Raw genomic sequence first — 25,220 nt, 5'->3', positions numbered from 1 at the left:
CTGCTGGTACCGGGCATCGTGCATTACTTCACCGGTTGGCTGACCCTGCACAGCCTGCTGCTGGTGCAGTGGGCCATCTTCATCGTGCTGTGCCTGGTGTTCCGCCTGCCGAAAGTCACCACCGCCAAAGCCACCCCCGGATCCACCGGAACCGCCCCGGCCAGCAGGGAGGATACCGAGCATCTGGCACACAAAAACAGCCAGGATGAGCAACATCACCAAAAACACGAACAAACCGGGATGCCGTGCGATGAAATCGTCCCCCGGATCGCCTCTGGATTCATACGCCGTGGAGGGTTCGTCCAGGGGATTGCCGCCCAGCACCACCAGCATCGCCGCCACACCGTCACTGATGCCCTTACTGAAGTTGCCGGTCTTGAATGACGGGGTGATGACCTGATTGATGATCACCGAACTCTGGGCATCGGTCAGTCGATCCTCCAGACCATAGCCGACTTCGATGCGCAGCCGGCGCTCGTCCCGGGCGATGATCAGCAAGGCGCCGTTGTTCTTGTCCTTCTGCCCAATGCCCCAGTGGCGGCCGAGTTGGTAACCGAAGTCGGCGATGTCAGTACCTTGCAAATCCGGCAAAGTCACGACCACAAGCTGCTCGCCGGTGGCTTGTTCATGGGCCTGAAGTTGTTGGGTGAGCTGTTGGCGCACCGATGGCTCGATCATCTGCGCGTTGTCGACCACCCGCCCGGTCAGCGCCGGAAAGTTCAGCTCGGCCCGGGCAGCGATCGTCACCACCCACAACAACAGCAACAGGCCTGTTTTCAGGACGCGCATGGGCAACCTCTTGTATGGCGACGCCGATTACCGCTGTTCAGAACTTGACCTCGGGGGCCTTTTCCGAACCCGGCGTGGCTTCGAAGGTCTCGCGCATCGGCAGGTCGCTGTACATCACGGTGTGCCACAGGCGACCGGGGAACGTGCGGATCTCGGTGTTGTATTTCTGCACCGCGAGGATGAAATCGCGCCGGGCCACGCTGATGCGGTTCTCAGTGCCTTCAAGCTGCGATTGCAAGGCGAGGAAATTCTGGTTGGCCTTGAGATCCGGATAACGCTCGGAAACCACCATCAAACGGCTCAATGCGCCGCTGAGCTGGTCCTGGGCCTGTTGGTACTGCTTGAGCTTTTCCGGGTTGTCGAGGGTCGAGGCATCCACCTGGATCGACGTAGCCTTGGCCCGGGCCTCGATGACGGCGGTCAGGGTTTCCTGCTCGTGGGCCGCATAGCCCTTGACGGTTTCCACCAGGTTGGGAATCAGGTCGGCGCGCCGCTGATACTGGTTCTGCACCTGGCCCCAGGCGGCCTTGGCCTGCTCGTCGAGGGTGGGGATGTTGTTGATGCCGCAGGCGGTCAGCAACGAGGCCAGCATCAGCAGCGTGACGACCTGCAAACGCGAACGGTAGGTTGGACTTACATTCATCAGGATGATGCTCCCTTGTACATTTCATGAAAAAACCGACCGCGAAACCTTCTGGGCCGGCTCTTGGGGCATAATCGCCCGCGCCTCTGGATTGCAGCGGGCCGATGGGCTAAAAAGAGGCCCTGCGCGAAAACGCATCCGCCATCTGGCTGTGGTTTTTTGGCTCTGGTCTTTTGAGCCGGCACCCGAACAACAATAGACGCTCCCTAAATTTTGGCTGGCCGGCGTGTACATCGCCGTTTGGGCCCTTGAGAAAACTATTCATGAAGAAGCTGTGTTTGCTGGGCCTGTTCGTCAGCCTGGCCAGTCATAACGTATTGGCCGCCACGACGCCCGCACCCCTGGAGAACAAGGAAGCCTTCGTCAGCAACCTGATGAAGCAAATGACCCTCGATGAAAAAATCGGCCAGCTGCGCCTGATCAGCATCGGCCCGGAAATGCCGCGCGAAATGATCCGCAAGGAGATCGCGGCCGGCAACATCGGCGGTACGTTCAACTCGATCACCCGCCCGGAAAACCGCCCGATGCAGGACGCGGCCATGCGCAGCCGCCTGAAGATCCCGATGTTCTTCGCCTACGACGTGATCCACGGCCACCGCACCATTTTCCCGATCCCGCTGGCCCTGGCCTCGAGCTGGGACATGGACGCCATCGGCCTGTCCGGGCGCATTGCCGCCAAGGAAGCCGCGGCTGACAGCCTCGACATCACCTTCGCGCCGATGGTCGACATCTCCCGCGATCCGCGCTGGGGCCGTACCTCCGAAGGCTTCGGCGAAGACACCTACCTGGTGTCGCGCATTGCCGGCGTGATGGTCAAGGCGTTCCAGGGCACAGGCGCGAACGCGGCCGACAGCATCATGGCCAGCGTCAAGCACTTCGCCCTGTACGGCGCGGTCGAGGGTGGCCGCGACTACAACGTGGTCGACATGAGCCCGGTCAAGATGTACCAGGACTACCTGCCGCCCTACCACGCGGCGATTGAGGCCGGCGCGGGCGGCGTGATGGTTGCGCTGAACTCGATCAACGGCGTGCCCGCCACTGCCAACACCTGGCTGATGAATGACCTGCTGCGCAAGGAGTGGGGCTTCAAGGGCCTGGCGGTCAGCGACCACGGAGCGATTTTCGAGCTGATCAAGCACGGCGTTGCCGCCGACGGTCGCGAAGCGGCGAAGCTGGCGATCAAGGCCGGTATCCACATGAGCATGAACGACACCCTGTACGGCAAAGAGCTGCCAGGGCTGCTGAAGTCCGGCGATATCCAGCAGAGCGACATCGACAATGCCGTGCGTGCGGTGCTCGGCGCCAAGTACGACATGGGCCTGTTCAAGGACCCGTACCTGCGCATCGGCAAGGCCGAGGATGATCCGGTCGACACCTACGCCGACAGTCGCCTGCATCGCGCCGAGGCCCGTGATGTGGCACGCCGCAGCCAGGTGCTGCTGAAAAACCGCAACGAAACCCTGCCACTGAAGAAAACCGCGAAAATCGCCCTGGTCGGTCCGCTGGCCAAGGCGCCCATCGACATGATGGGCAGTTGGGCTGCCGCCGGTAAGCCAGCCCAGTCGGTGACCCTGTTCGACGGCATGACCAACGCGCTGGGCGGCAAATCGACACTGATCTACGCCCGTGGCGCCAACATCACCAGCGACCCGAAAATCCTCGGCTACCTGAACTTCCTCAACTTCGACGCCCCGGAAGTGGTGGATGACCCGCGCCCGGCGAAGGTGCTGATCGACGAAGCGGTGAAAGCGGCCAAGGATGCCGATGTGGTCGTTGCCGCCGTCGGTGAATCCCGTGGCATGTCCCACGAATCGTCGAGCCGCACCGACCTGAACATCCCGGAAAACCAGCGCGAGCTGATCCGAGCCTTGAAAGCCACCGGCAAACCGCTGGTACTGGTGTTGATGAACGGCCGTCCGCTGACGATCCTCGAAGAGAAAGAACAGGCCGACGCGATCCTGGAAACCTGGTTCACCGGCACCGAGGGCGGCAACGCCATCGCCGATGTGCTGTTCGGCGACTACAACCCGTCGGGCAAACTACCGATCAGCATCCCGCGTTCGGTCGGCCAGATTCCGACCTACTACAACCACCTGACCATTGGCCGGCCGTTCACTCCGGGCAAGCCGGGCAACTACACCTCGCAGTACTTCGATGACACCACCGGTCCCCTGTATCCGTTCGGTTACGGCCTGAGCTACACCGAGTTCAGCCTGAGCGACATGGCCCTGTCGTCGACCACACTGAACAAGACCGGCAAGCTCGACGCCAGCGTCACGGTGAAAAACACCGGCAAGCGCGACGGCGAAACCGTGGTGCAGTTGTACATCCAGGACGTGGCAGGCTCGATGATCCGCCCGATCAAGGAACTGAAGAACTTCCAGAAAGTGATGATCAAGGCCGGCGAACAGAAAGTCGTGCACTTCACCATCACCGAGGACGACCTGAAGTTCTACAACACCCAGCTCAAGTACGCGGCGGAACCGGGCAAGTTCAACGTACAGATCGGCCTGGATTCAGAGGACGTGACGCAGCAGAGTTTTGAGTTGCTGTAATACCTGAAACAACGCAAAAACTTGTAGGAGCGAGCCTGCTCGCGATGGCGGCCTGACAGTCAACAATGATGTTGAATGTTATGGCCTCATCGCGAGCAGGCTCGCTCCTACGGTGGTTTCAGGGTGTTTGAAAAATCCCGTTCAACCCCGTCGATCCAGCAGATTCACCACCACCCGATCCACCCATCCCCACACCCGCTGCTTGATCCGCCGCCACAGTGGCCGACGCTTCCACTCTTCCAGACTGACTTGCTCACTCAACCCGAAGTCCCGTTCGAAACTCGCGGCTACCGCTCGGGTCAATCCGGGGTCCAGCGCTTCCAGGTTGGCTTCCAGATTGAAGCGCAGGTTCCAGTGATCGAAATTGCACGAGCCGATGCTCACCCAGTCATCGATCAGGACCATTTTCAAGTGCAGGAAACACGGCTGGTATTCGTAAATCGTCACGCCGGCCCTGAGCAGTCGCGGGTAGTAGCGATGGCCGGCATAGCGCACGGATGGGTGATCGGTTCGGGGCCCGGTCAGCAGCAACCGCACATCAACGCCCCGGGCAGCTGCCCGGCGCAGGGAGCGGCGGACTTTCCAGGTCGGCAAAAAGTACGGCGTGGCCAGCCAGATCCGTCGCTGACCGCTGTTCAGGGCGCGCACCAGCGACTGCAGAATGTCCCGGTGTTGACGGGCATCGGCATAGGCCACCCGGCCCATACCCTCGCCTATCGACGGCACCCGTGGCAGGCGCGGCAGACCGAAATGCGAGGCCGGTCGCCAGGCACGTCGATGGCGGTTGGCAATCCACTGACGATCGAACAGCAGTTGCCAGTCGAGCACCAGCGGACCGGTGATTTCCACCATCACTTCATGCCATTCGCTGACGTCTTCGCCCGGTGTCCAGAACTCATCAGTGACACCGGTGCCGCCGACCACGGCCAGGCTCTGGTCCACCAGTAACAGCTTGCGGTGATCGCGGTAGAAGTTGCCGACCCAGCGTCGCCAGCTCAGGCGATTGTAAAAACGCAGCTCCACACCGGCAGACATCAGCCGCTGGCGCAAGGTCAGGGTGAAAGCGAGGCTGCCGTAATCATCGAACAGACAACGCACCCGCACACCGCGCTCGGCGGCCTGCACCAAGGCCTGGACCATGGCTTCGGCGCAGGCGCCCGCCTCCACCAGATACAGCTCCAGTTCGACCTGTTCTTCAGCCCGGGCAATCGCCACCAGCATGCGCGGAAAAAACTGCGGGCCATCGACCAGCAGTTCAAAGTGGTTGCCTTCACGCCACGGAAAAATCGCTCCGGCCATATCAGCGCGCCGTGAAAATCAGCACCGCACTCACCGGCACTGAAAAACTGATCGCCGACAGACCGGCCATTTTGCGCAACGCTTCCAGCCCGGGAGCCAAATCGAAATCTTCGGCGTTGATCACCAGCGGTTCGAGGGTCACCACCTGAAAGCGCCGGTCATCGAGACGGGTCGCCAGTAGCTGTGCGTTGTATTCGTGTTGCTTGCCATGCAGGTCGACGGTCAGTGGCAGGCGCAATTCCAGCTGTGCGCCGGGAGCGAGATCATTGATCGGGCGCAGATCGATTTTCGTGGTGATCAAGGCGTCGGGAAACCGGTCGATCTGGAACAGCTCCTTACGCATGCGTTCATCGCGCAGGGGTACGCCGCTGTTGATCGATTCCAGCTCGACTTCCACCTGCGCCAGCCCCTCTGGGTCGACCTTGCCGTGCAGCACCAGGAAGCGCTGCACTTCGGAAACATTGGCATTCTTGGTGCTGACAAACGACAGGCGCGAAGACTCGCCGTCGAGGTACCAGTCGGCGCGGGCCGACAATGCGGCGCTGGCCAGCAGCAGGAAAGTGATGGTCTGGAAGGTGGAGCGCTTGAACATAGAGACTCGTAGGGCAGATAAACCTGTGCTGAACCTTAACTGGCCTTCAGCGCATTGCAAGCCGTCTATTACTCCAAACCTGCCTTTGTGGCGAGGGAGCCCTCGCCCGGCCTCACAATTTCATCGCAGTCAGGGCTGCAAGCGACAGCCCTGGCGTTCGCCGATCCACACCGCACTGTTGCTGCGACCCATGCCGCTGACCGTGACACGCTTGCCGGCCGGATCATCGACAAAGGCGCTGGCGGGCAGCCACTGTTTCACATAACCGTGGCAGTACTCGAGGTCATTGTTCATCACGTAGCGGCACGAACAGTATTCCTTGGCGGTGTAGGCGCTGATGATGTCGGGGAACGCCCACAGCGCCACCCGCTCGTGCCAGATCCAGCCAAGCAAGGCGATCAGCGGGATCAGCAACAGGGAGCTGACCGGTCGACGGCGAATGAAACCGCTCATGGCTGCACCTTTCCGGCAAAGGCCTTGAGTGCGAGCTGGAGCAGTTGGTTGTGCCGGTAAGTACCGTCGCGGTCATCGCCGTAGCGCACGATCACCAGCTGTTCACTGGGGATCACATACATCGCCTGCCCCCAATGCCCCAGTGCGGCGAAGGTGTCGGCGGGAGCATCGGGCCAGGGTCGTGCCGCGCCCTCAACGGCCCGATTGAGCCACCACTGGCCGCCGGGGACGGCATCGTCCTGGTGCGTGTGATAGTGAACGAACGGCTCGCGGTTGAACGCCACCCAGTCCTTGGGCAGCAGTTGCCTGTCGCCCCAGCGCCCCTCGCGGGCCATCAACAGACCGATCCGGGCCAGATCCCGTGCCGTGAGGTAGGCATAGGACGACGCGACGAAAGTGCCGGTGGCATCGGTTTCCCACACGGCATGGCGAATGCCCAGCGGCTCGAACAGCGCAATCCACGGATAGTCCGGATAGCGGCTGGGACCGACGATGGTTTTCAATGCGGCCGACAACAGGTTGCTGTCACCGCTGGAGTAGCGAAATGCCTGGCCCGGCGTCGCGTATGAATCATGGGCTGCGGTGAACGCGGCCATGTCGTGGTGACCGCGGGTGTAGAGCATGGCCACCACCGAAGACTTCAGCGGTGCGTATTCGTAGTCTTCCTGCCAATCCAGACCCGAGGCCCAGTGCAGCAGGTCGGCCATGGTCATGTCGGGGTGTTTTTGCAGGGGCGGATAAAACTTCGCGACAGGGTCGCCAAGCTTGAACAAGCCTTCACCGTAGGCCACACCGAGGACCGTCGCCATCAGGCTCTTGCTGATCGACCAGGTCAGGTGCGGCGTCTCGGCCGTCGTCGGGCCGACGTAGCGTTCGTAGATCAACTGGCCGTCGCGGATTACCAACAAAGCATCGGTGCGGATGCCCTGGCGAGTGCTGTCATCGCGGGATGGAAAGGCGTAAGCCTCCAGGGCTTGAAGCGCCGGTCCGGTCGGCGTCGGGGCGGTCGGCCATTGCTCGGCGGGCCAGTTTTCGGCCTGGGCCGTGAGGCTGAGCAACAGCAGGAAAGTCAGGGACAAGCCTTTGGACATGGCGGGGGCTCGGAGATTGAACCTGCTGAGCCTAGCCGAGGTTGATGACAGTTCTGAAATTTGTATTGCCTGAAAGATTGCTATCGCGAGCAGGCTCACTCCTACAGGGGAATGCATTCCAAATGTAGGAGCGAGCCTGCTCGCGATGAGGCCCATCAATACGCCGCCAATGCCTTGGCCAACCGCTTGCCCCGCGCCCCTGCAGCCAAATCCATCACCGCCTGATCCCGTTGCCACATCGCCGCCCACTCTTGAGGCCCTCCGGCCAGCGCCTCATTCACTTCAGTCTTGAGCCCTTCGAACTGCGCAAACAACCCGCCAAGCAACACATGCCCGGCCGGATGGGTGGGTGGCTGGCGGCTGGTTTCCGCGCACCCCGCCAGTAACCCCAGCAACCGCAATTGCAAGCCTTGCGGCCAATCGCATTCCTGGCCGACGCCATACAACCACGCTGTCATGGCGCTCAGCACATAGATGTCTTCCAAAGTTCGGAACGGTTTGACGTAAGCGTCCCAACCATCCCCTGCGAGCAACTCGCACAGCGCGTTATCCAGAAACAACCGGCCATGGCTGATGTCCGGCATCAACGGGAGCGGCGCCAGCTTTTCCACCCGCACACCCGGCTCATCGCGATAGATCACCGCCAGGCTCAAGCGTGGATCGGCGCCGGGCTCCTCGCTGCGCGCCGCCACCAGCAGCCAGTCGGCGGCATTGCCGGCGGTGACGAAATCCTTGCGTCCGCTCAGGCGCAAATCGCTCAGTCGGGTTTGCATATCGGCCGGGCGCAGGCTGCGCTGCTCGGTGGCGCACAACGCGCCCAGGCTCAGTGGCGCGCTCGGCCAGAGCATGCGCAAGGCCGCCTGATACCCCACCAGAAACGCTTGCCCCGGTGTCGCCATCAACCGCCCGCCAAGCACCGCCAATTCAAACGGAGTGACCGTTCCCAACTGCTGCAACAAGGTCGCGAAACCTTCCGCCAGATCCGGGTTGGCGGGCAAGCGATCACGGCGGTTCAACAGGGTTTGCCAGGGCATAAGAGTCTCCTCGAAGGCTGTCATATAAGCATCACCAAAGCTTAATGGCGATGACACCGGGGCTACATAGCCTGACTTTGCACAACACGGCTAGACAAAGAAAGTCGATTCGCTGTAGCCCAAAGACGGGTGAGCAGCCCGCACGGAGATTCGCCATGACTCAGATCGCCCGCATCAGCGACACCGGCAACGAACGCCGCCTGCAAGCCGAACGCCTGGTGGGCGCCGAGGCTTTGCAGGAAGCCCAGGCCTTGCGCTTCAACGTGTTCAGCGGCGAATTCAACGCCAGGCTCAAAGGCGCTGAACTGGGTCTGGACATGGATGACTACGACGTTCACTGCGCCCACATCGGCGTGCGTGACTTGAATACCGGTCGCCTGGTGGCAACCACCCGTTTACTCGACCACACGGCTGCCAGCAGCCTGGGCAAATTCTACAGCGAAGAAGAATTCAGCCTCCACGGTCTGGTGCACCTGCAAGGCCCGATCCTGGAAATCGGTCGCACCTGTGTCGACCCGGCCTACCGCAATGGCGGCACCATCGCCGTGCTCTGGGGCGAACTGGCCGAAGTCCTGAACCAGGGCGGCTACAGCTACCTGATGGGTTGTGCGAGCATTCCGATGCAGGATGGCGGCGTGCAGGCCCACGCGATCATGCAGCGTCTGCGCGAACGCTACCTGTGCACCGAACATCTGCGCGCCGAGCCGAAAAACCCGCTGCCGAGCCTCGACATTCCGTCGAACGTGATCGCCGAAATGCCACCGCTGCTCAAGGCCTACATGCGCCTGGGCGCGAAGATCTGCGGCGAGCCATGCTGGGACGAAGACTTCCAGGTCGCCGACGTGTTCATCCTGCTCAAGCGCGACGAACTCTGCCCGCGTTATGCCAAACACTTCAAGGCGGCTGTGTAATGGGCCGGTTGCGGGTGTACGCGCGAATCGCGCGAGTGCTGATGGTAGTGACGCTGGGCTTGGGCATGGCCAGTGTGTTCGGGCTGTTCGAGCGCTTGGGCATGGCCCATTCGATGGCGCGCCGGCAACGCTGGTCGCGGTTTTTCATGGCCCGCCTGAGCAATGCCCTGCCCTTCGACGTGACTGTCCACGGCGAGTTGCCGAAGGCACCGATGCTCTGGGTCAGCAACCACGTGTCCTGGACCGACATCCCGCTGCTGGGCATGCTCACGCCGCTGTCGTTCCTGTCCAAGGCCGAAGTGCGCACCTGGCCGGTAGCCGGCTGGCTGGCGGCCAAAGCCGGCAGCCTGTTTATCCGCCGTGGCTCGGGTGACAGCCAGTTGATCCGCAAGCAGATGACCCGTCACCTGGAACAGGCACACCCGCTGCTGATGTTCCCCGAAGGCACCACTACCGATGGCCGTTCGCTGCGTACTTTCCACGGCCGCCTGCTGTCCGCCGCCATCGACTCCGAAGTGGCCATGCAGCCGGTGGCGATTCGTTATGTGCGTAACGGCGAGCCTTGCGCGCTGGCTCCATTTATTGGCGACGATGATTTGCTGTCGCATCTGATGCGGTTGTTTGCCAATGACCGTGGCGGTGTCGAGATTCATCTGCTCAAGCCAATCGCTTGCGAAGGCCGGGAACGCGCGGCCCTGGCGTTCGAGGCGCAACAGGCGGTGCAGAAGGTGTTATTCGGCGAAATTGTCGAACCGCAACGAGCCCCGATGCGCCCTGCCATTGCAGCGTAAACACATGCCTCCTGTAGGAGCGAGCCTGCTCGCGATAGCGGATTAACATTCAACGATGATGCTGAATGACAGATCGCAATCGCGAGCAGGCTCGCTCCTACAGTGGTTTATGGTGTTCGATAGTTCCGGGCAAAATCCTGAAGCTGCGGATAGAACAACCGAAAGTCTTCGCTCAACGGCTCATACAACCGCCGCAACTCCTGCATCGCCGCCGCCAGCTCTTCCGGCCGGGTCAGGCGCCGCGAGATCCCGCGCAATACCTGCTCCAACACTTCGAACTCCTGATACGAACCCAACCAGTCATTGGCCACCATGTGCGGCGCAATCTTCGCCAGCCGCTCCGGCAGTTGTCGTTCGCTGGACAGCACCCGGTAAACGTCCGAGGTGAACAACGCCAGAGGCCGGTCGGCATACAGCGTCCAGTCCCGGGCCAGACAATGGTCGAAAAACACGTCGAGCACGATCCCCGCGTAGCGACGACGGGTCAGGGAGAAACGCGACAGTGCGACGTCCACCAGCGGATGGCGATCGGTGTACACGTCGATGCTGCGGTGCAACTGGATAGCCCCCTCGATTTCCGGAGCGAATTGCCCTTGCAGCCGTCCCTTGACGAAATCGCCATACAGACTGCCGAGCAACTGGCCGGGACGCTGGCCACCGAGGTGAAGATGTGCGAGATAGTTCATGGGCGCAGCTTAGCACTGCCCCCTTGTCTTGTTACACTCATCATATCGTTATAACTCGATATACCGAAATGTGAGCTGGTCAGAGCCAAATCATATTTGTATATCGCGAAATACCGATTTAAAGTTCGCCTCATCGCGATATAGCGTTTTAAACATCACGAGCCCACATCATGACCATCAATCTCGACGAAATAATAAAAGCCCTGGCACACCCAGTACGGCGAGACATCCTGCACTGGCTCAAGGACCCGACCGTCGAATTTCCCGACCAGTCCCACAGTAACGAGCACGGCGTTTGTGCCGGGCAGATCGATCAACGTTGCGGCCTGTCGCAGTCCACGGTGTCCGCACACCTGGCGACCCTGCAACGCGCCGGCCTGATCAGCAGCCGCAAAGTCGGCCAGTGGCACTTCTTCAAACGCAACGAGGAAACCATCCAGGAATTCCTCAAAACCTTCAGCCAAGAGCTCTGACCCTTTACGTCAGCCAGCCGAAAAGGAATGAAACAATGCCCCTCTCGCTACTCATCCTGGCCTTGAGCGCCTTCGCCATCGGCACCACGGAGTTCGTCATCATGGGCCTGCTGCCCAACGTGGCGGCTGACCTCGGTGTGTCGATTCCCGGTGCCGGCTGGCTGGTGACCGGTTACGCCCTGGGCGTGGCCATCGGCGCGCCGTTCATGGCGCTGGCCACCGCCAAACTGCCGCGCAAGGCAGCCCTGGTGGCGTTGATGGGCATCTTCATTATCGGCAACCTGCTCTGCGCAGTGGCCGGCGACTACAACGTGCTGATGTTCGCCCGTGTGGTTACCGCCCTGTGCCATGGCGCCTTCTTCGGTATCGGTTCAGTGGTAGCCGCCGGCCTGGTGCCTGCGAACAAACGCGCTTCGGCCGTGGCCCTGATGTTCACCGGCCTGACCCTGGCCAACGTCCTCGGCGTACCGCTGGGCACCGCCCTCGGTCAGGAAGCCGGCTGGCGTTCGACCTTCTGGGCCGTGACCGTGATCGGTGTAATCGCATTGATCGGTTTGATCCGCTTCCTTCCGGCCAAGCGTGATGAAGAAAAACTCGACATGCGCGCCGAACTGGCCGCACTCAAGGGCGGCGGCATCTGGCTGTCCCTGAGCATGACCGCGCTGTTCGCCGCCTCGGTGTTCACCCTGTTCACCTACGTTGCGCCGCTGCTGGGCGAAGTCACCGGTGTCTCGCCCCGTGGCGTGACCTGGACCCTGATGCTCATCGGCCTGGGCCTGACGGTCGGCAACATTATCGGCGGCAAGTTGGCCGACAAAGGCATGGCCGCGACGCTGATCGGTGTGTTCATCACCATGGCCGTGGTGTCCACCTTGCTGACCTGGACCAGCGTCGCGCTGATCCCCACCGAAATCACCCTGTTCCTCTGGGCCACCGCGTGCTTCGCCGCCGTACCGGCGCTGCAAGTGAACGTGGTGACCTTCGGCAAGGCCGCACCGAACCTGGTGTCGACCCTGAACATCGGCGCTTTCAACATCGGCAACGCCTTGGGTGCCTGGGTCGGCGGCAGCGTGATAGCCCACGGCTTCGGCCTGACCAGCGTGCCCCTCGCGGCAGCCGTACTGGCGGTACTCGCCTTGCTGGCGACCCTGATTACCTTCCGTCAGAGCGGCAATCCCGATCTGGCCCCTGCCACTTCTAACTGATCTCCAAAAGAGAGCCTTTAAATGACGACTATTTTCGATCCGATCAAACTGGGCGACCTCGAGTTGGCCAACCGCATCATCATGGCGCCACTGACCCGCTGCCGCGCCGACGAAGGTCGCGTGCCCAACGCGCTGATGGCCGAGTACTACGTGCAACGTGCCTCCGCCGGCCTGATCCTCAGCGAAGCCACTTCGGTGACGCCGATGGGTGTCGGCTACCCGGACACCCCGGGTATCTGGTCCAACGATCAGGTGCGTGGCTGGTCCAACGTGACCAAGGCGATCCACGGCGCGGGCGGCAAGATCTTCCTGCAACTGTGGCACGTGGGGCGCATTTCCCACGGTTTGTACCTGAACGATGAAGCCCCGGTCGCCCCGAGCGCCATCCAGCCAAAGGGCCATGTCAGCCTGGTGCGTCCGCTGGCCGACTTCCCGGTGCCGCGCGCCCTGGAAACCGCTGAAATCGCTGACATCGTCGACGCTTACCGCGTCGGTGCCGAGAACGCCAAGGCTGCCGGCTTCGACGGTGTGGAGATCCATGCCGCCAACGGTTACCTGCTCGACCAGTTCCTGCAAAGCAGCACCAACCAGCGCACCGACAACTACGGCGGCGCCCTGGAGAACCGTGCCCGCCTGCTGCTGGAAGTGACCGATGCCGCCATCGAAATCTGGGGCGCCGGCCGTGTGGGCGTGCACCTGTCGCCACGCGCCGACTTGCATGACATGGGCGACGACAACCTGGCAGAGACCTTCACCTACGTCGCTCGCGAACTGGGCCAGCGTGGCATTGCCTTCATCTGCTCGCGGGAGAAAGAGGGTGCCGACAGCCTCGGCCCACAGCTCAAGGAAGCCTTCGGCGGCCCTTACATTGCCAACGAGCGTTTCACCAAGGACAGCGCCAACGCGTTGCTCGCCAGTGGCAAGGCCGATGCAGTCGCCTTCGGCGTACCTTTCATTGCCAACCCTGACCTGCCGGCACGCTTGCAGGCCGACGCGCCGCTGAACGAAGCGCGCCCGGAACTGTTCTACGCCAAGGGCCCGGTTGGTTACATCGACTACCCATCGCTGTAATCAGCAACCGTTGAAACGCAAAAGCCCCGACTCGAAAGAGCCGGGGCTTTTTAGTATCTGGACGGTTAACACAATCCACTGTAGGAGCGAGCCTGCTCGCGATAGCGGATTAACATTCAACGATGATGCTGAATGACAGACCGCCATCGCGAGCAGGCTCGCTCCTACAGGGGCAATAGATGGGCTCTCACGGACTCGACACAAATTCCCTACAAATTACTGAGCTTGCTACCTGTCAACCTGCCGAGTGTAAGTATATAAAAGCACCCCATTGTCGAAGGGCGCGTGAAGAACTGTTCATCTTCGGCGTCAACGGTTGACACACAAGGCACCGATTACGCATTTTGCTTTACTTGCGCAAGCTGGGGCTGAAGCGCAACAGATCCAGCCCGGTATCGACCCAACGCTCGGCTTCGGTGTGCAATTCAAAACTGTCGGGGGCCAGCAACCACTGGTACAGGATGCCATCAATGTAAGCATGCAAGCTGACTGCGGCGCGGGCGGTGTCGAGGTTTTCCGGCAACTGGCCACGATTCACGGCATTACTCAGGGCCAGGCCGATCCGCACATTGCATTCAAGGCTGGCGGACACCCGTTGTTGGCGCAGGTCGCACATTTCATCGGTGAATTCGCACTTATGAAAAAGAATCTCATTGATGCGTCGGGTTTTCGGGTCCAGCGCAATTTGATGAAACAAATGAATCAACAGTTTGCGCATGCAGCCCAGGGGATCGAGTTCGTCTTCGCTTTCGCTGGCCTTGGCCATTTCTTCCAGTGGCTCATGCAAGGTGTCGAGCATGGCCTGCACCAGATCCGCCTTGTTGCTGAAATGCCAGTAGATGGCCCCTCGAGTGACGCCGGCCAGGGTCGCGATGTCCGCCAGGGTCGTGCGCGCCACGCCCCGCTCGTAAAAGGCCTTTTCGGCCGCCACGAGAATTTGCGCGCGGGTTTCCTGAGCTTCCTCTTTGGTACGACGGACCATGGCAGTACAACCTCAATCAGGGTACTTCAGCGATGCCTGAACATCGGCTGAATAAAAGTGGGGCGAACGTTCTGGGGGTTCGTCCCCGGCCTACAATTCCAACCTTTCAAAGGCTTGTGTAACGGCGTGGGTACATAGCCTGGGTATTTACAAACAGCCATGTACGTAAGTATATTCCTTAGCAAGCTACTTATCCACTCGGCAAACATTTTTCAACCTTCCACCTTTCTAGTGCGCACCTTGCGCGCCTGACCCGAGGATTTTCATGCAATTCAAGCCAGCTGTTACCGCTCTGGTCGCCGCCGTCGCCCTGGCATCGCTGCTCAGCGGATGCAAAAAGGAAGAGGCAGCACCGGCCGCCCCACCGCCTCAGGTCGGCGTCGTGACTCTGCAACCGCAAGCTTTCACCCTGACTTCCGATCTACCCGGCCGCACCAGCGCGTTCCGCATTGCCGAAGTCCGCCCGCAGGTCAACGGCATCATTCTCAAGCGCCTGTTCAAGGAAGGCAGCGACGTCAAGGCCGGCCAGCAGCTCTATCAGATCGACCCGTCGATCTATGAAGCAACGCTCGCCAGCGCCGAAGCCAATCTGCGTTCGACCAAGTCGATTTCCGACCGCTACAAGCAACTGGTCGACGAGCAGGCCGTAAGCCGTCAGGAATACGACACCGCCGTGGCCAACCGCCTGCAATCGGAGGCGGCGCTGCAGACCGCACAGATCAACGTGCGCTACACCAAGGTCTATGCCCCGCTGACCGGCCGCATCGGCCGCTCCTCGGTGACCGAAGGCGCGCTGGTGAGCAATGCCCAGGTCGACGCGATGGCGGTGATCCAGCAAATCGACCCGATCTACGTCGACGTGACGCAGTCCTCGGTCGAGCTGCTGCAACTGCGCCGTGAGCTCGAAAGCGGTCGCCTGCAAAAGGCCGGCGACAACGCGGCCTCGGTCAAGCTGACCCTCGAAGACGGCAGCGAGTACAAGCTGGACGGCAAGCTGGAGTTCTCCGAAATCTCGGTTGACCAGACCACCGGTTCCGTCACCCTGCGCGCCATTTTCCCGAACCCTGATCACACTCTTCTGCCTGGCATGTTCGTGCACGCCAAGTTGCTGGCCGGTGTGAACAGCGCGGCGATCCTGGCCCCGCAGCAAGGCGTGACCCGCGACCTCAAGGGGACGCCAACCGCACTGGTTGTCGGCCCGGACAACAAGGTTGAACTGCGTCAACTCAAGGCCAACCGCACTGTCGGCAATCAATGGCTGATCGAAGACGGCCTGAAGGCCGGCGATCGCCTGATCACCGAAGGTCTGCAATTCGTCAAACCCGGCATCGAAGTCAAGGCCAGTGAAGCGACCAACGTAGCCGCAAAGAACCCGGCCCCCGCCCAGGCAGCTAATAAAGCCTCCGGCGGCGAAGGGGAGTAAACCATGTCGAAATTTTTTATCGACCGTCCGATTTTCGCCTGGGTAATTGCCCTGGTGATCATGTTGGTCGGGGCACTATCGATCCTCAGGTTGCCGATCAACCAGTACCCGAGCATTGCACCTCCAGCGATCGCCATCTCCGTGACCTACCCGGGTGCTTCGGCACAAACGGTTCAGGACACCGTGGTTCAGGTGATCGAGCAACAGCTCAACGGTATCGACAACCTGCGTTATGTCTCGTCGGAAAGTAACTCCGACGGCACCATGACCATTACCGCGACCTTCGAGCAAGGCACCAACTCCGACACCGCGCAGGTTCAGGTCCAGAACAAGCTGAACCTGGCCACCCCGCTGCTGCCGCAAGAAGTGCAGCAACAGGGTATCCGTGTGACCAAGGCGGTGAAGAACTTCCTGTTGGTGATCGGCGTGGTGTCGCGTGACGGCAGCATGACCAAGGACGACCTGTCCAACTACATCGTGTCGAACATGCAGGACCCGATCTCGCGGACCGCCGGTGTCGGCGACTTCCAGGTGTTCGGTTCCCAGTACGCCATGCGCATCTGGCTCGACCCGGCCAAGTTGAACAACTACAACCTGACCCCGATCGACGTCAAAACCGCTATCGCCGCGCAAAACGTCCAGGTGTCATCCGGCCAGCTCGGCGGCCTGCCTGCCCTGCCCGACACCCAGCTGAACGCGACGATCATCGGCAAGACCCGCCTGCAGACCGCCGAGCAATTCGACAAGATCCTGCTCAAGGTCAACAAGGACGGTTCCCAGGTTCGCCTCAAAGATGTCGCCGAAGTCGGTCTGGGTGGCGAGAACTACAGCATCAACGCCCAGTTCAACGGCGCGCCGGCTTCCGGTCTGGCGGTGAAGCTGGCCACCGGTGCCAACGCTCTGGATACCGCCAAGGCCCTGCGCACGACCATCGACAGCCTCAAGCCGTTCTTCCCTGAAGGGATGGAAGTGGTGTTCCCGTACGACACCACCCCGGTGGTGACCGAATCGATCAGGGGCGTGGTTCACACCCTGGTCGAAGCGGTCGCGCTGGTGTTCCTGGTGATGTTCCTGTTCCTGCAAAACTTCCGCGCCACCATCATCACCACGATGACCGTGCCGGTGGTATTGCTCGGTACGTTCGGCATCCTCGCGGCAGCGGGTTTCAGCATCAACACCCTGACCATGTTCGGCATGGTGCTGGCCATCGGCTTGCTGGTGGACGACGCCATCGTCGTGGTGGAAAACGTCGAACGGGTGATGAGCGAAGAAGGCCTGTCACCCAAGGAAGCCACCAAGAAGTCCATGGGCCAGATCCAGGGCGCGCTGGTTGGTATCGCCCTGGTGCTGTCGGCGGTTCTGCTGCCCATGGCGTTCTTCAGCGGCTCCACCGGTGTGATTTACAAGCAGTTCTCGATCACCATCGTCTCGGCCATGGCCCTGTCGGTACTGGTCGCGCTGATCTTCACCCCGGCGCTCTGCGCCACCATGCTCAAGCCGATTCCGAAAGGCGAGCACGGCACCCCGAAACGCGGTTTCTTTGGCTGGTTCAACCGCAATTTCGACCGCGGCGTTCGCAGCTACGAACGCGGTGTCGGCAATATTCTGCAGCGCAAGATCCCGTACCTGTTGGCGTACCTGCTGATCGTGGTGGGCATGATCTGGCTGTTCACCCGCATTCCAACGGCGTTCCTGCCGGAAGAAGACCAGGGTGTACTGTTCGCCCAGGTGCAGACCCCGGCCGGTTCGACGTCGCAACGCACCCAGGTGGTCGTGGACGAAATGCGTGAATTCCTGCTTCGCCCTGGCAAGGATGGCGGTGAAGGCGATGCGGTGAACTCCGTGTTTACCGTGACCGGCTTCAACTTCGCCGGCCGTGGCCAGAGCTCGGGCATGGCGTTCATCATGCTGCGCCCGTGGGACGAACGTAACGCCGACAACAACGTGTTCAAGGTGGCGGCCCGTGCCCAGCAACACTTCTTCACCTTCCGCGATGCCATGGTGTTCGCCTTCGCGCCACCGGCGGTACTAGAACTGGGTAACGCCACCGGTTTCGACGTGTTCCTGCAGGACCGTGCCGGTATCGGCCACGAAAAACTGATGCAAGCGCGCAACCAGTTCCTCGGCATGGCCGCACAAAGCAAAATTCTGTCTCAGGTGCGTCCGAACGGCCTGAACGACGAACCGCAATACCAGCTGGAAATCGATGACGAGAAGGCCAGTGCCCTGGGCATTACCATCGCCGACATCAACAACACCCTGTCGATTGCCCTGGGCAGTAGCTACGTCAACGACTTCATCGACCGTGGTCGCGTGAAGAAGGTGTACGTGCAAGGCCAGCCAGGCGCTCGAATGGGCCCTGAAGACCTGCAGAAGTGGTACGTGCGCAATAGCGTCGGCACCATGGTTCCGTTCTCGGCGTTCGCCAAGGGCGAGTGGATTTACGGTTCGCCGAAACTGGCCCGTTACAACGGCGTGGAAGCGATGGAAATCCTCGGCGCCCCGGCGCCCGGCTATTCCACCGGTGAAGCCATGCTCGAAGTCGAAGCCATCGCCAAGAAACTGCCGGCGGGCGTCGGTATTTCCTGGACCGGCCTGTCGTACGAAGAGCGTCTGTCCGGCTCGCAAGCGCCGGCGCTGTACGCCCTGTCGCTGCTGATGGTGTTCCTGTGCCTGGCGGCGTTGTATGAAAGCTGGTCGATTCCGATCGCGGTGATGTTGGTGGTACCGTTGGGGATCATTGGTGCACTGATGGCCACCAGCCTGCGTGGTTTGTCCAACGACGTGTACTTCCAGGTAGGCTTGTTGACGACTATCGGTCTGGCGGCGAAAAACGCCATTCTGATTGTCGAATTTGCCAAGGAACTGCATGAACAAGGGCGTAGCCTGCGCGATGCGGCGATCGAGGCTTGCCGCATGCGTCTGCGACCGATCATCATGACCTCGCTCGCCTTCGTCCTCGGTGTGGTACCACTGGCGATATCCACCGGCGCAGGTTCCGGTAGCCAGCATGCAATCGGTACCGGCGTGATCGGCGGTATGATCACGGCCACTGTGCTGGCGATCTTCTGGGTCCCGCTGTTCTTCGTCACCGTGTCGTCCATAGGCCAGCGCAAAATCGCCGACCAGGATGACGCTACTGAAACTCCTAAAGAGGCTGGCTAATGAGCAAGTCGCTACTCTCCCTGGCAGTCGCCGCCTTCGTGCTCGGTGGCTGTTCGCTGATACCTGATTATCAGCAGCCCGAAGCGCCGGTGGCGGGCCAGTACCCGCAGGGCCTGGCGTATTCACCGGCCCAGGCTCCGGCGCAAGCGGCTGCCGAGCAGGGCTGGAAGCAGTTTTTCCATGACCCGGCGCTGCAACAGCTGATCCAGGTAGCCCTGGAAAACAACCGTGACCTGCGTGTCGCGGCCCTGAACATCGACGCGTTCGCGGCTCAATACCGCATCTCCCGTGCAGATCTGTTCCCGGCCGTCTCGGCCAACGGCAGCGGCAGCCGTCAGCGGCTTCCGGCTGACGCCTCGCAGACCGGCGAAGCCGGCATCACCAGTTCCTACTCGGCCACTCTTGGCGTCAGTGCGTATGAACTCGACCTGTTCGGTCGGGTTCGCAGCCTGAACGAAGAAGCGTTGCAGAAGTACTTCGCCACCGAAGAAGGCCGCCGCAGCACGCAAATCAGCCTGGTGGCCAGTGTGGCCAATGCCTACCTGACCTGGCAGGCCGACAAGGAACTGTACAAGCTGACCCAGGACACCCTGGCCGCCTTCGAGGAGAGCTACAAGCTCACCGCCCGCAGCAACGAAGTCGGCGTCGCCTCGGCCCTGGACCTGGCGCAGTCGCGCACCTCGGTGGAAAACGCCCGTGCGCAACTGGCCAAGTACACCCGTCAGGTCGCCCAGGACGAGAACAGCCTGGTGCTGCTGCTCGGCACCGGTATTCCGGCCAATCTGCAAACGGCCAAACCGCTTGACGACGACCTGCTCAGCGACGTTCCACCCGGCCTGCCGTCGGACTTGCTGCATCGTCGTCCGGACATCCTTCAGGCCGAGTACAACCTGAAGGCCGCCAACGCCAACATCGGCGCGGCGCGGGCTGCGTTCTTCCCGAGCATCAGCCTCACGGCCAATGCCGGCACCCTGAGCCCGGACCTGTCCGGTTTGTTCAAGGGTGGTTCGGGCACCTGGTTGTTCCAGCCGCAGATCAACCTGCCGATCTTCAACGCCGGTAGCCTGCGTGCCAGCCTGGATTACTCGAAAATCCAGAAAGACATCGGCGTGGCGAACTACGAGAAGTCCATTCAAACGGCCTTCCAGGAAGTCGCCGACGGCCTGGCCGCGCGCCAGACCTACGTCCAGCAGTTGCAGGCACAGAAAGACTTCGTCAGTGCCAACCAGGACTACTACCGCCTGGCCGAGCGTCGTTACCGCATCGGTGTCGACAGCAACCTGACCTTCCTCGATGCCCAGCGTCAGCTGTTCAGTGCGCAACAGGTGCTGATCACCGACCGTCTGGCGCAGCTGGTCAGCCAGGTCAACCTGTACAAGGCCCTGGGTGGTGGCTGGAACGAACAGACGGCGAAGAACGAGCCGTTGAAAGAAGAAGCGCCGAAGATGAAGTTGTTCTGATAGCGTTGTGAAAACACGAAGCCCACCGATTGGTGTAATGCTGTTCAGTTAAGGAAGTTGTAGGAGCGAGCTTGCTCGCGATGGACTCAAGAACGCCGCGTTTAGCCAGTAAATACGCGTTATCGTTAACGACCATCGCGAGCAAGCTCGCTCCTACAGAGGACCACATTCGCTTAAGTGAACAGCATTAACCGATTGGTGGGCTTTTTGTTGCCTGCCTGAAAATTTGTATTGTGGGTTAAGGCCTCATCGCCAGCAGGGCTGGCTCCCACATCGACCGCATTTCTCCTGAAGGAACACGGTCACCTGTGGGAGCCAGCCCTGCTGGCGATGGGGCCGGCCAATGCACCGAAAAGTCCCGATCAATCTTACGTTCGATAATCGCCCAAAACCCGCTTTTTACGATTGAACCATCCAGTACATTCCACGCACCATCCGAACCACAAAACCAATAACAACAGGTTCGACACCATGCCCCCGCGCCCTGCCCTCTCCGGCTGACCCGCTTCGTTTTGTGCTGATTTCGAATATTCGTCTGCAACCCCGGGTTGCGGCATCACCCCGCTTCATCCCCAAGAATTAGAGAGACCCGAGCTCATGACGTCTTCCACCGCGCAGTATTTCGTTCCCAGCCTGATCGCCGCCGCCCTGGCCAGCGCGGCCCTGCCCGCCAGCGCCGAGGAGTCGGGTTTTGTCGAAGGGGCCAAGGTCAACCTGAACCTGCGCAATTTCTACATCAACCGCAACTTCACCAACCCGACCAAGGCCCAGGGCAAGGCTGAAGAGTGGACGCAGAGTTTTATCCTCGACGCCAAGTCCGGGTTCACCCAGGGCACCGTCGGGTTCGGCATGGATGTGCTCGGTTTGTATTCGGTGAAGCTCGACGGCGGCAAAGGCACCGGTGGTACACAACTGCTGCCGCTGGATCATGACGGTCGCCCGGCAGACAATTTTGGCCGTACCAACGTGGCGTTCAAGGCCAAGCTGTCGCAGACCGAAGTCAAAGTCGGCGAATGGATGCCGGTGCTGCCAATCCTGCGTTCCGACGATGGTCGCTCGTTGCCGCAAACCTTCCGAGGCGGCCAGATCACCTCGAAGGAAATCGCAGGCCTGACGCTCTACGGCGGCCAGTTCCGCCAGAACAGCCCGCGCGACGACAGCAGCATGGACGACATGTCGATGACCGGCAAAGCCGCATTCACCTCCGATCGTTTCAACTTTCAGGGCGGCGAGTACGTGTTCAATGACAAGCGCACCCAGATCGGACTGTGGAACGCCGAGCTCAAGGACATCTACAGCCAGCAATTCATCAATCTGATCCACAGCCAGCCGATCGGCAACTGGACCCTGGGCGCCAACCTGGGTTTCTTCTACGGCAAGGATGACGGCAGCGCCCGGGCCGGCGAGTTGGACAACAAGACAATGTACGGTTTGTTCTCGGCCAAATACGGCGGCAACACCTTCTACGTCGGCCTGCAAAAACTCACTGGTGACAATGCCTGGATGCGGGTCAACGGCACCAGCGGCGGTACCCTGGCCAACGACAGCTACAACTCCAGCTATGACAATGCCCGGGAGAAATCCTGGCAAGTACGCCACGACTACAACTTCGCCGCCGTGGGTGTACCGGGCCTGACCCTGATGAACCGCTACATCAGCGGTGACAATGTGCACACCGGCAGCATCACCGATGGCAAGGAATGGGGGCGCGAAAGTGAACTGGGCTACACCGTGCAGAGCGGTGCGCTGAAAGACCTGAACCTGAAATGGCGCAATTCGACCATGCGCCGCGACTACAGCAACAATGAGTTCGATGAGAACCGGGTGATCATCAGCTATCCGATCAGCTTGCTGTAAACCTCACCACCGCCATCGCGAGCAGGCTCGCTCCCACATTAGACCGTGTCCGCCTTGGCAACCCGGACAACTGTGGGAGCGAGCCTGCTCGCGATGACGTCAGCAAGTCACCGCAAATCGCCGGGGCTACCCCCGCGACTCAACCCCCAACTCATCCCACACCGACTCCGCCAGGTGGAATGTCGCATTGGCCGCCGGAATCCCGCAGTAGATTGCACTCTGCATGATCACTTCCTTGATCTCGCCACGGCTGACGCCGTTGTTGGCGGCGGCGCGCAGGTGCAGTCTGAGTTCGCCCTCGCGGTTCATGCCGATCAGCATGGCGATGGTGATCAGGCTGCGGGTGTGGCGCGGCAGGCCCGGGCGGGTCCAGATGTCACCCCAGGCGTGGCGGGTGATCATCTCCTGGAACTCCGAGTTGAACTCGGTCAGGGTAGTCAGGCTGCGGTCGACGTGGGCGTCGCCGAGGACCGCGCGACGGACTTCCATCCCCTCGTCGTAACGTTGTTTCTCATCCACGGCAATACCCTCAATCAGCCGACAGAAACGCCAGCACGCGCTCGCTGAACGCATTACCGGCCTGGACGTTGGACAAATGCGCGGCATAGAACTCGGCGTACTCGGCGCCCGGCACATGTTCCTGAATGAAATGCCCGCCGGACGGTGGCGTCACGGCGTCTTCGGTGCCAGCGATGACCAGCAACGGCACCTTGATCGCAGACAACTGATCGCGGAAATCGGCGTCACGCACCGCCGCGCAGTTGGCCGCATAGCCTTCTGGAGAAGTGGCCGCGAGCATGTCGGTAATCTGCTTGGCCGCCGCCGGGTTGGTTTCGGAGAAATCCGGGGTGAACCAGCGGGCAATCGACGCATCGCGCAGGGCAACCATGGCCGCCTGACCATCGCGCAGCACCATTTCAATGCGCGGGTTCCACACCGACGGATCGCCGATTTTCGCTGCGGTGTTGCACACGATCAGCTTGTTCAGGCGATCGCCGGCATTGATGCCCAGCCACTGGCCGATCAACCCGCCCATGGACAATCCGCAGAAATGCGCGCGCTCGATGTGCAACGCATCCAGCAGCGCCAGCACGTCGCGGCCCAGTTGCTCGATGCTGTACGGGCCAGTCGTCACCAGCGATTGGCCGTGACCACGGGTGTCGAAACGCAGAACGCGAAAATGCTTGGTGAACGCCGGAATCTGCGCGTCCCACATGTGCAGGTCAGTGCCCAGGGAGTTGGACAGCACCAGCACCGGCGCGTCGACCGGCCCATCGAGTTGGTAATGCAGTTCGCCCTCGGCGAGTTGTACAAATGCCACAGCAAGTCTCCTTCAGGCAGTCAATGCAGAATGTTCAGCCACCGCGCGCTCGACCCAGGTTTTGGCCTGACCGAGATAGTGAGCGGGGTCCAGCAGATGATCGAGTTCAGCCGCCGAAAGCTCGGCGGTCACTTGCGGTTCGTCGCCGAGGACCACGCGCAGGTGACGCTGTTCGGCCACGGCACGTTTGCAGCATTGTTCCAACAGATGGTGCGCGGCATCGCGTCCGACCCGTTGCGCGAGAACGATGCTCACCGCTTCAGCGAGCACCAGGCCCTGGGTCAAATCGAGATTGCGAGCCATGCGCTCGGCATCCACCTCCAGCCCTTTGGCGATCAACAATGCTTGCTGCAGGCTGCCGGACACCAGGCAGCAAATCTCCGGCAGGGTTTCCCACTCGGCATGCCATAGACCGAGACTGCGCTCGTGTTCCTGGGGCATGGCGCTGAACAGCGTCGAGAGCAAACCAGGTACACGCGTCGCCGCGCCGATCAACACCGCCGCGCCCACCGGATTGCGTTTGTGCGGCATGGTCGAGGAACCGCCCTTGCCCGGCGCCGAAGGTTCGAACACTTCGGCGGCCTCGGTTTGCATCAACAGGCTGATATCGCGACCGAGTTTGCCGAGACTGCCGGCGATCAGGCCGAGCACGGCGCCGAACTCCACCACGCGATCGCGCTGGGTGTGCCACGGCTGATCGGGCAAGGTCAGTTGCAGTTCTCCGGCCAGCGCCTGGGCAATCGGCATGGCCTGTTCGCCAAGGGCCGCAAGGGTTCCGGAAGCACCGCCGAATTGCAGCACCAACAGGCGTGGCTTGAGTTCGGCCAAGCGTTGGCGACTGCGGGTCACCGCCCCCAGCCAACCGGCGATCTTCATGCCGAGGGTGACCGGTGTCGCATGCTGCAGCCAGGTACGTCCGGCCAATGGCGTGGTCGCGTAGCGCCGGGCCTGGGACGCGAGGGTCTGTCCCAGTTGTGCCAGGTCGCCTTCGATCAGTTCCAGAGCGCGGCGTAGTTGCAGCACCAGGCCGCTGTCCATCACGTCCTGGCTGGTCGCGCCCAGATGCACATAGCGCTCGGCTTCGGCATCGGTGGCCGCGATCTGTTTGCCCAGCGCCTTGACCAACGGAATGGCCGAATTACCCGCCGTGGCAATCGCCTCGCCCAACGCTGCAAAGTCATAAAGCCCGGCGCGGCAAGCCGCTTCAATCGGCGCGACAACACTCGACGGAATCAACCCTGCCTGCGCTTCGGCCCGGGCCAGTGCCGCTTCAAAATCGAGCATGGCCTGGACCCGGCCCTGATCGCAGAACACCTCACGCATATCGCGGGCCGTGAAATAGGCATCGAACAATTGATTGCCCGGTCGCTGGTTCATAAACAGTTCCTGAAGACGCGGGCCTTTGCGGCCCGCGTGTGA

General features: G+C 61.3%; 22 protein-coding genes. 10 read left to right on the top strand and 12 right to left on the bottom strand.

Going from position 1 to position 25,220, the window contains the following annotated elements:
• Both BSF44_RS22805 and BSF44_RS22800 read right to left on the bottom strand, forming a co-directional pair.
• The coding region (locus tag BSF44_RS22805) for a YgcG family protein (RefSeq protein WP_256589140.1) at positions 1-789 on the bottom strand (789 nt) is incomplete at its 3' end.
• A 37-nt stretch (positions 790-826) separates the two neighbouring features.
• A complete protein-coding gene (locus BSF44_RS22800) occupies positions 827-1,432 on the bottom strand; it encodes a LemA family protein (RefSeq protein WP_095945421.1) in 606 nt (201 codons plus the stop codon).
• 263 nt (positions 1,433-1,695) lie between these two features.
• On the opposite strand from BSF44_RS22800, the gene bglX reads away from it, so the two are divergent.
• On the top strand, positions 1,696-3,987 hold the full coding sequence (bglX, locus tag BSF44_RS22795) for a beta-glucosidase BglX (protein ID WP_095945420.1): 2,292 nt from the start codon (positions 1,696-1,698) through the stop codon (positions 3,985-3,987).
• Between the two features lie 141 nt (positions 3,988-4,128).
• Here bglX and BSF44_RS22790 read toward each other — a convergent pair whose 3' ends face one another.
• The 5 genes from BSF44_RS22790 to BSF44_RS22770 all read right to left on the bottom strand — a co-directional run bounded on the left by BSF44_RS22790 (position 4,129) and on the right by BSF44_RS22770 (position 8,456).
• Positions 4,129-5,286 (bottom strand): phosphatidylserine/phosphatidylglycerophosphate/cardiolipin synthase family protein, encoded by a 1,158-nt coding sequence (locus BSF44_RS22790; protein WP_095945419.1) that lies wholly within the window; start codon positions 5,284-5,286, stop codon positions 4,129-4,131.
• 1 nt (position 5,287) lies between these two features.
• Entirely contained in the window at positions 5,288-5,878 is a 591-nt protein-coding gene (locus BSF44_RS22785) for a YceI family protein (protein ID WP_095945418.1), read from the bottom strand.
• Positions 5,879-6,007: 129 nt separating this feature from the next.
• Positions 6,008-6,331 carry an amidase gene (locus BSF44_RS22780; RefSeq protein ID WP_095945417.1) on the bottom strand — a complete coding sequence of 108 codons (324 nt, stop codon included), beginning with the start codon at positions 6,329-6,331 and terminating at the stop codon, positions 6,008-6,010.
• A complete protein-coding gene (locus tag BSF44_RS22775) occupies positions 6,328-7,422 on the bottom strand; it encodes a serine hydrolase (RefSeq protein ID WP_095945416.1) in 1,095 nt (364 codons plus the stop codon). The genes BSF44_RS22780 and BSF44_RS22775 overlap by 4 nt, the downstream gene beginning before the upstream one ends.
• Before the next feature lie 155 nt (positions 7,423-7,577).
• Positions 7,578-8,456 (bottom strand): acyl-CoA dehydrogenase family protein, encoded by an 879-nt coding sequence (locus BSF44_RS22770; protein WP_090453575.1) that lies wholly within the window; start codon positions 8,454-8,456, stop codon positions 7,578-7,580.
• Between the two features lie 155 nt (positions 8,457-8,611).
• Between BSF44_RS22770 and olsB the strand changes: the two genes are divergently transcribed.
• On the top strand, positions 8,612-9,367 hold the full coding sequence (gene olsB / locus BSF44_RS22765) for an L-ornithine N(alpha)-acyltransferase (protein WP_057400777.1): 756 nt from the start codon (positions 8,612-8,614) through the stop codon (positions 9,365-9,367).
• The gene (locus BSF44_RS22760; protein WP_095945415.1) at positions 9,367-10,158 is read left to right on the top strand and encodes a 1-acyl-sn-glycerol-3-phosphate acyltransferase; all 792 of its coding nucleotides are present in this window, start codon (positions 9,367-9,369) and stop codon (positions 10,156-10,158) included. The genes olsB and BSF44_RS22760 overlap by 1 nt, the downstream gene beginning before the upstream one ends.
• 107 nt (positions 10,159-10,265) lie before the next feature.
• Here BSF44_RS22760 and BSF44_RS22755 read toward each other — a convergent pair whose 3' ends face one another.
• Positions 10,266-10,844, bottom strand: coding sequence for an ACP phosphodiesterase (locus BSF44_RS22755; RefSeq protein WP_095945414.1), 579 nt, complete (start codon positions 10,842-10,844; stop codon positions 10,266-10,268).
• Positions 10,845-11,014: 170 nt separating this feature from the next.
• On the opposite strand from BSF44_RS22755, the gene BSF44_RS22750 reads away from it, so the two are divergent.
• From BSF44_RS22750 to BSF44_RS22740, 3 genes are read left to right on the top strand one after another with little or no spacing between them, the layout of a single operon-like run.
• The gene (locus BSF44_RS22750) at positions 11,015-11,317 is read left to right on the top strand and encodes a helix-turn-helix transcriptional regulator (protein ID WP_095945413.1); all 303 of its coding nucleotides are present in this window, start codon (positions 11,015-11,017) and stop codon (positions 11,315-11,317) included.
• 35 nt (positions 11,318-11,352) lie between these two features.
• Complete coding sequence (locus BSF44_RS22745; RefSeq protein ID WP_095945412.1) at positions 11,353-12,522, top strand: MFS transporter; 1,170 nt, start codon at positions 11,353-11,355, stop codon at positions 12,520-12,522.
• Positions 12,523-12,543: 21 nt separating this feature from the next.
• Complete coding sequence (locus BSF44_RS22740; protein ID WP_095945411.1) at positions 12,544-13,593, top strand: alkene reductase; 1,050 nt, start codon at positions 12,544-12,546, stop codon at positions 13,591-13,593.
• Between the two features lie 349 nt (positions 13,594-13,942).
• Here the strand turns inward: BSF44_RS22740 and emhR are convergent, their stop codons facing one another.
• The gene (gene emhR / locus BSF44_RS22735; protein WP_095945410.1) at positions 13,943-14,575 is read right to left on the bottom strand and encodes an efflux system transcriptional repressor EmhR; all 633 of its coding nucleotides are present in this window, start codon (positions 14,573-14,575) and stop codon (positions 13,943-13,945) included.
• Positions 14,576-14,840: 265 nt separating this feature from the next.
• On the opposite strand from emhR, the gene BSF44_RS22730 reads away from it, so the two are divergent.
• The 4 genes from BSF44_RS22730 to BSF44_RS22710 all read left to right on the top strand — a co-directional run bounded on the left by BSF44_RS22730 (position 14,841) and on the right by BSF44_RS22710 (position 22,480).
• Entirely contained in the window at positions 14,841-15,998 is a 1,158-nt protein-coding gene (locus tag BSF44_RS22730) for an efflux RND transporter periplasmic adaptor subunit (RefSeq protein ID WP_095945409.1), read from the top strand.
• A gap of 3 nt (positions 15,999-16,001) precedes the next feature.
• Entirely contained in the window at positions 16,002-19,163 is a 3,162-nt protein-coding gene (gene emhB / locus BSF44_RS22725; protein WP_095945408.1) for an efflux RND transporter permease subunit EmhB, read from the top strand.
• Positions 19,163-20,623 (top strand): efflux RND transporter outer membrane subunit EmhC, encoded by a 1,461-nt coding sequence (emhC, locus tag BSF44_RS22720; RefSeq protein ID WP_095945407.1) that lies wholly within the window; start codon positions 19,163-19,165, stop codon positions 20,621-20,623. The genes emhB and emhC overlap by 1 nt, the downstream gene beginning before the upstream one ends.
• A gap of 597 nt (positions 20,624-21,220) precedes the next feature.
• Positions 21,221-22,480 (top strand): OprD family porin, encoded by a 1,260-nt coding sequence (locus BSF44_RS22710; RefSeq protein ID WP_095945406.1) that lies wholly within the window; start codon positions 21,221-21,223, stop codon positions 22,478-22,480.
• Positions 22,481-22,606: 126 nt separating this feature from the next.
• Here the strand turns inward: BSF44_RS22710 and pcaC are convergent, their stop codons facing one another.
• Genes pcaC through BSF44_RS22695 form a run of 3 tightly spaced genes read right to left on the bottom strand, consistent with a single transcriptional unit; the run spans position 22,607 to position 25,178 of the window.
• A complete protein-coding gene (gene pcaC / locus BSF44_RS22705) occupies positions 22,607-22,999 on the bottom strand; it encodes a 4-carboxymuconolactone decarboxylase (RefSeq protein WP_095945405.1) in 393 nt (130 codons plus the stop codon).
• A 10-nt stretch (positions 23,000-23,009) separates the two neighbouring features.
• Entirely contained in the window at positions 23,010-23,801 is a 792-nt protein-coding gene (pcaD, locus tag BSF44_RS22700) for a 3-oxoadipate enol-lactonase (RefSeq protein WP_095945404.1), read from the bottom strand.
• A 12-nt stretch (positions 23,802-23,813) separates the two neighbouring features.
• A complete protein-coding gene (locus tag BSF44_RS22695; RefSeq protein ID WP_095945403.1) occupies positions 23,814-25,178 on the bottom strand; it encodes a 3-carboxy-cis,cis-muconate cycloisomerase in 1,365 nt (454 codons plus the stop codon).
• Between the last annotated feature and the right edge of the window lie 42 nt (positions 25,179-25,220).

Source organism: Pseudomonas sp. ACN8, assembly GCF_002303925.1.
GTDB lineage: Bacteria > Pseudomonadota > Gammaproteobacteria > Pseudomonadales > Pseudomonadaceae > Aquipseudomonas.
Note: the sequence above shows the minus strand (reverse complement) of the source record. Positions and strands in the feature narration are given on the sequence as shown.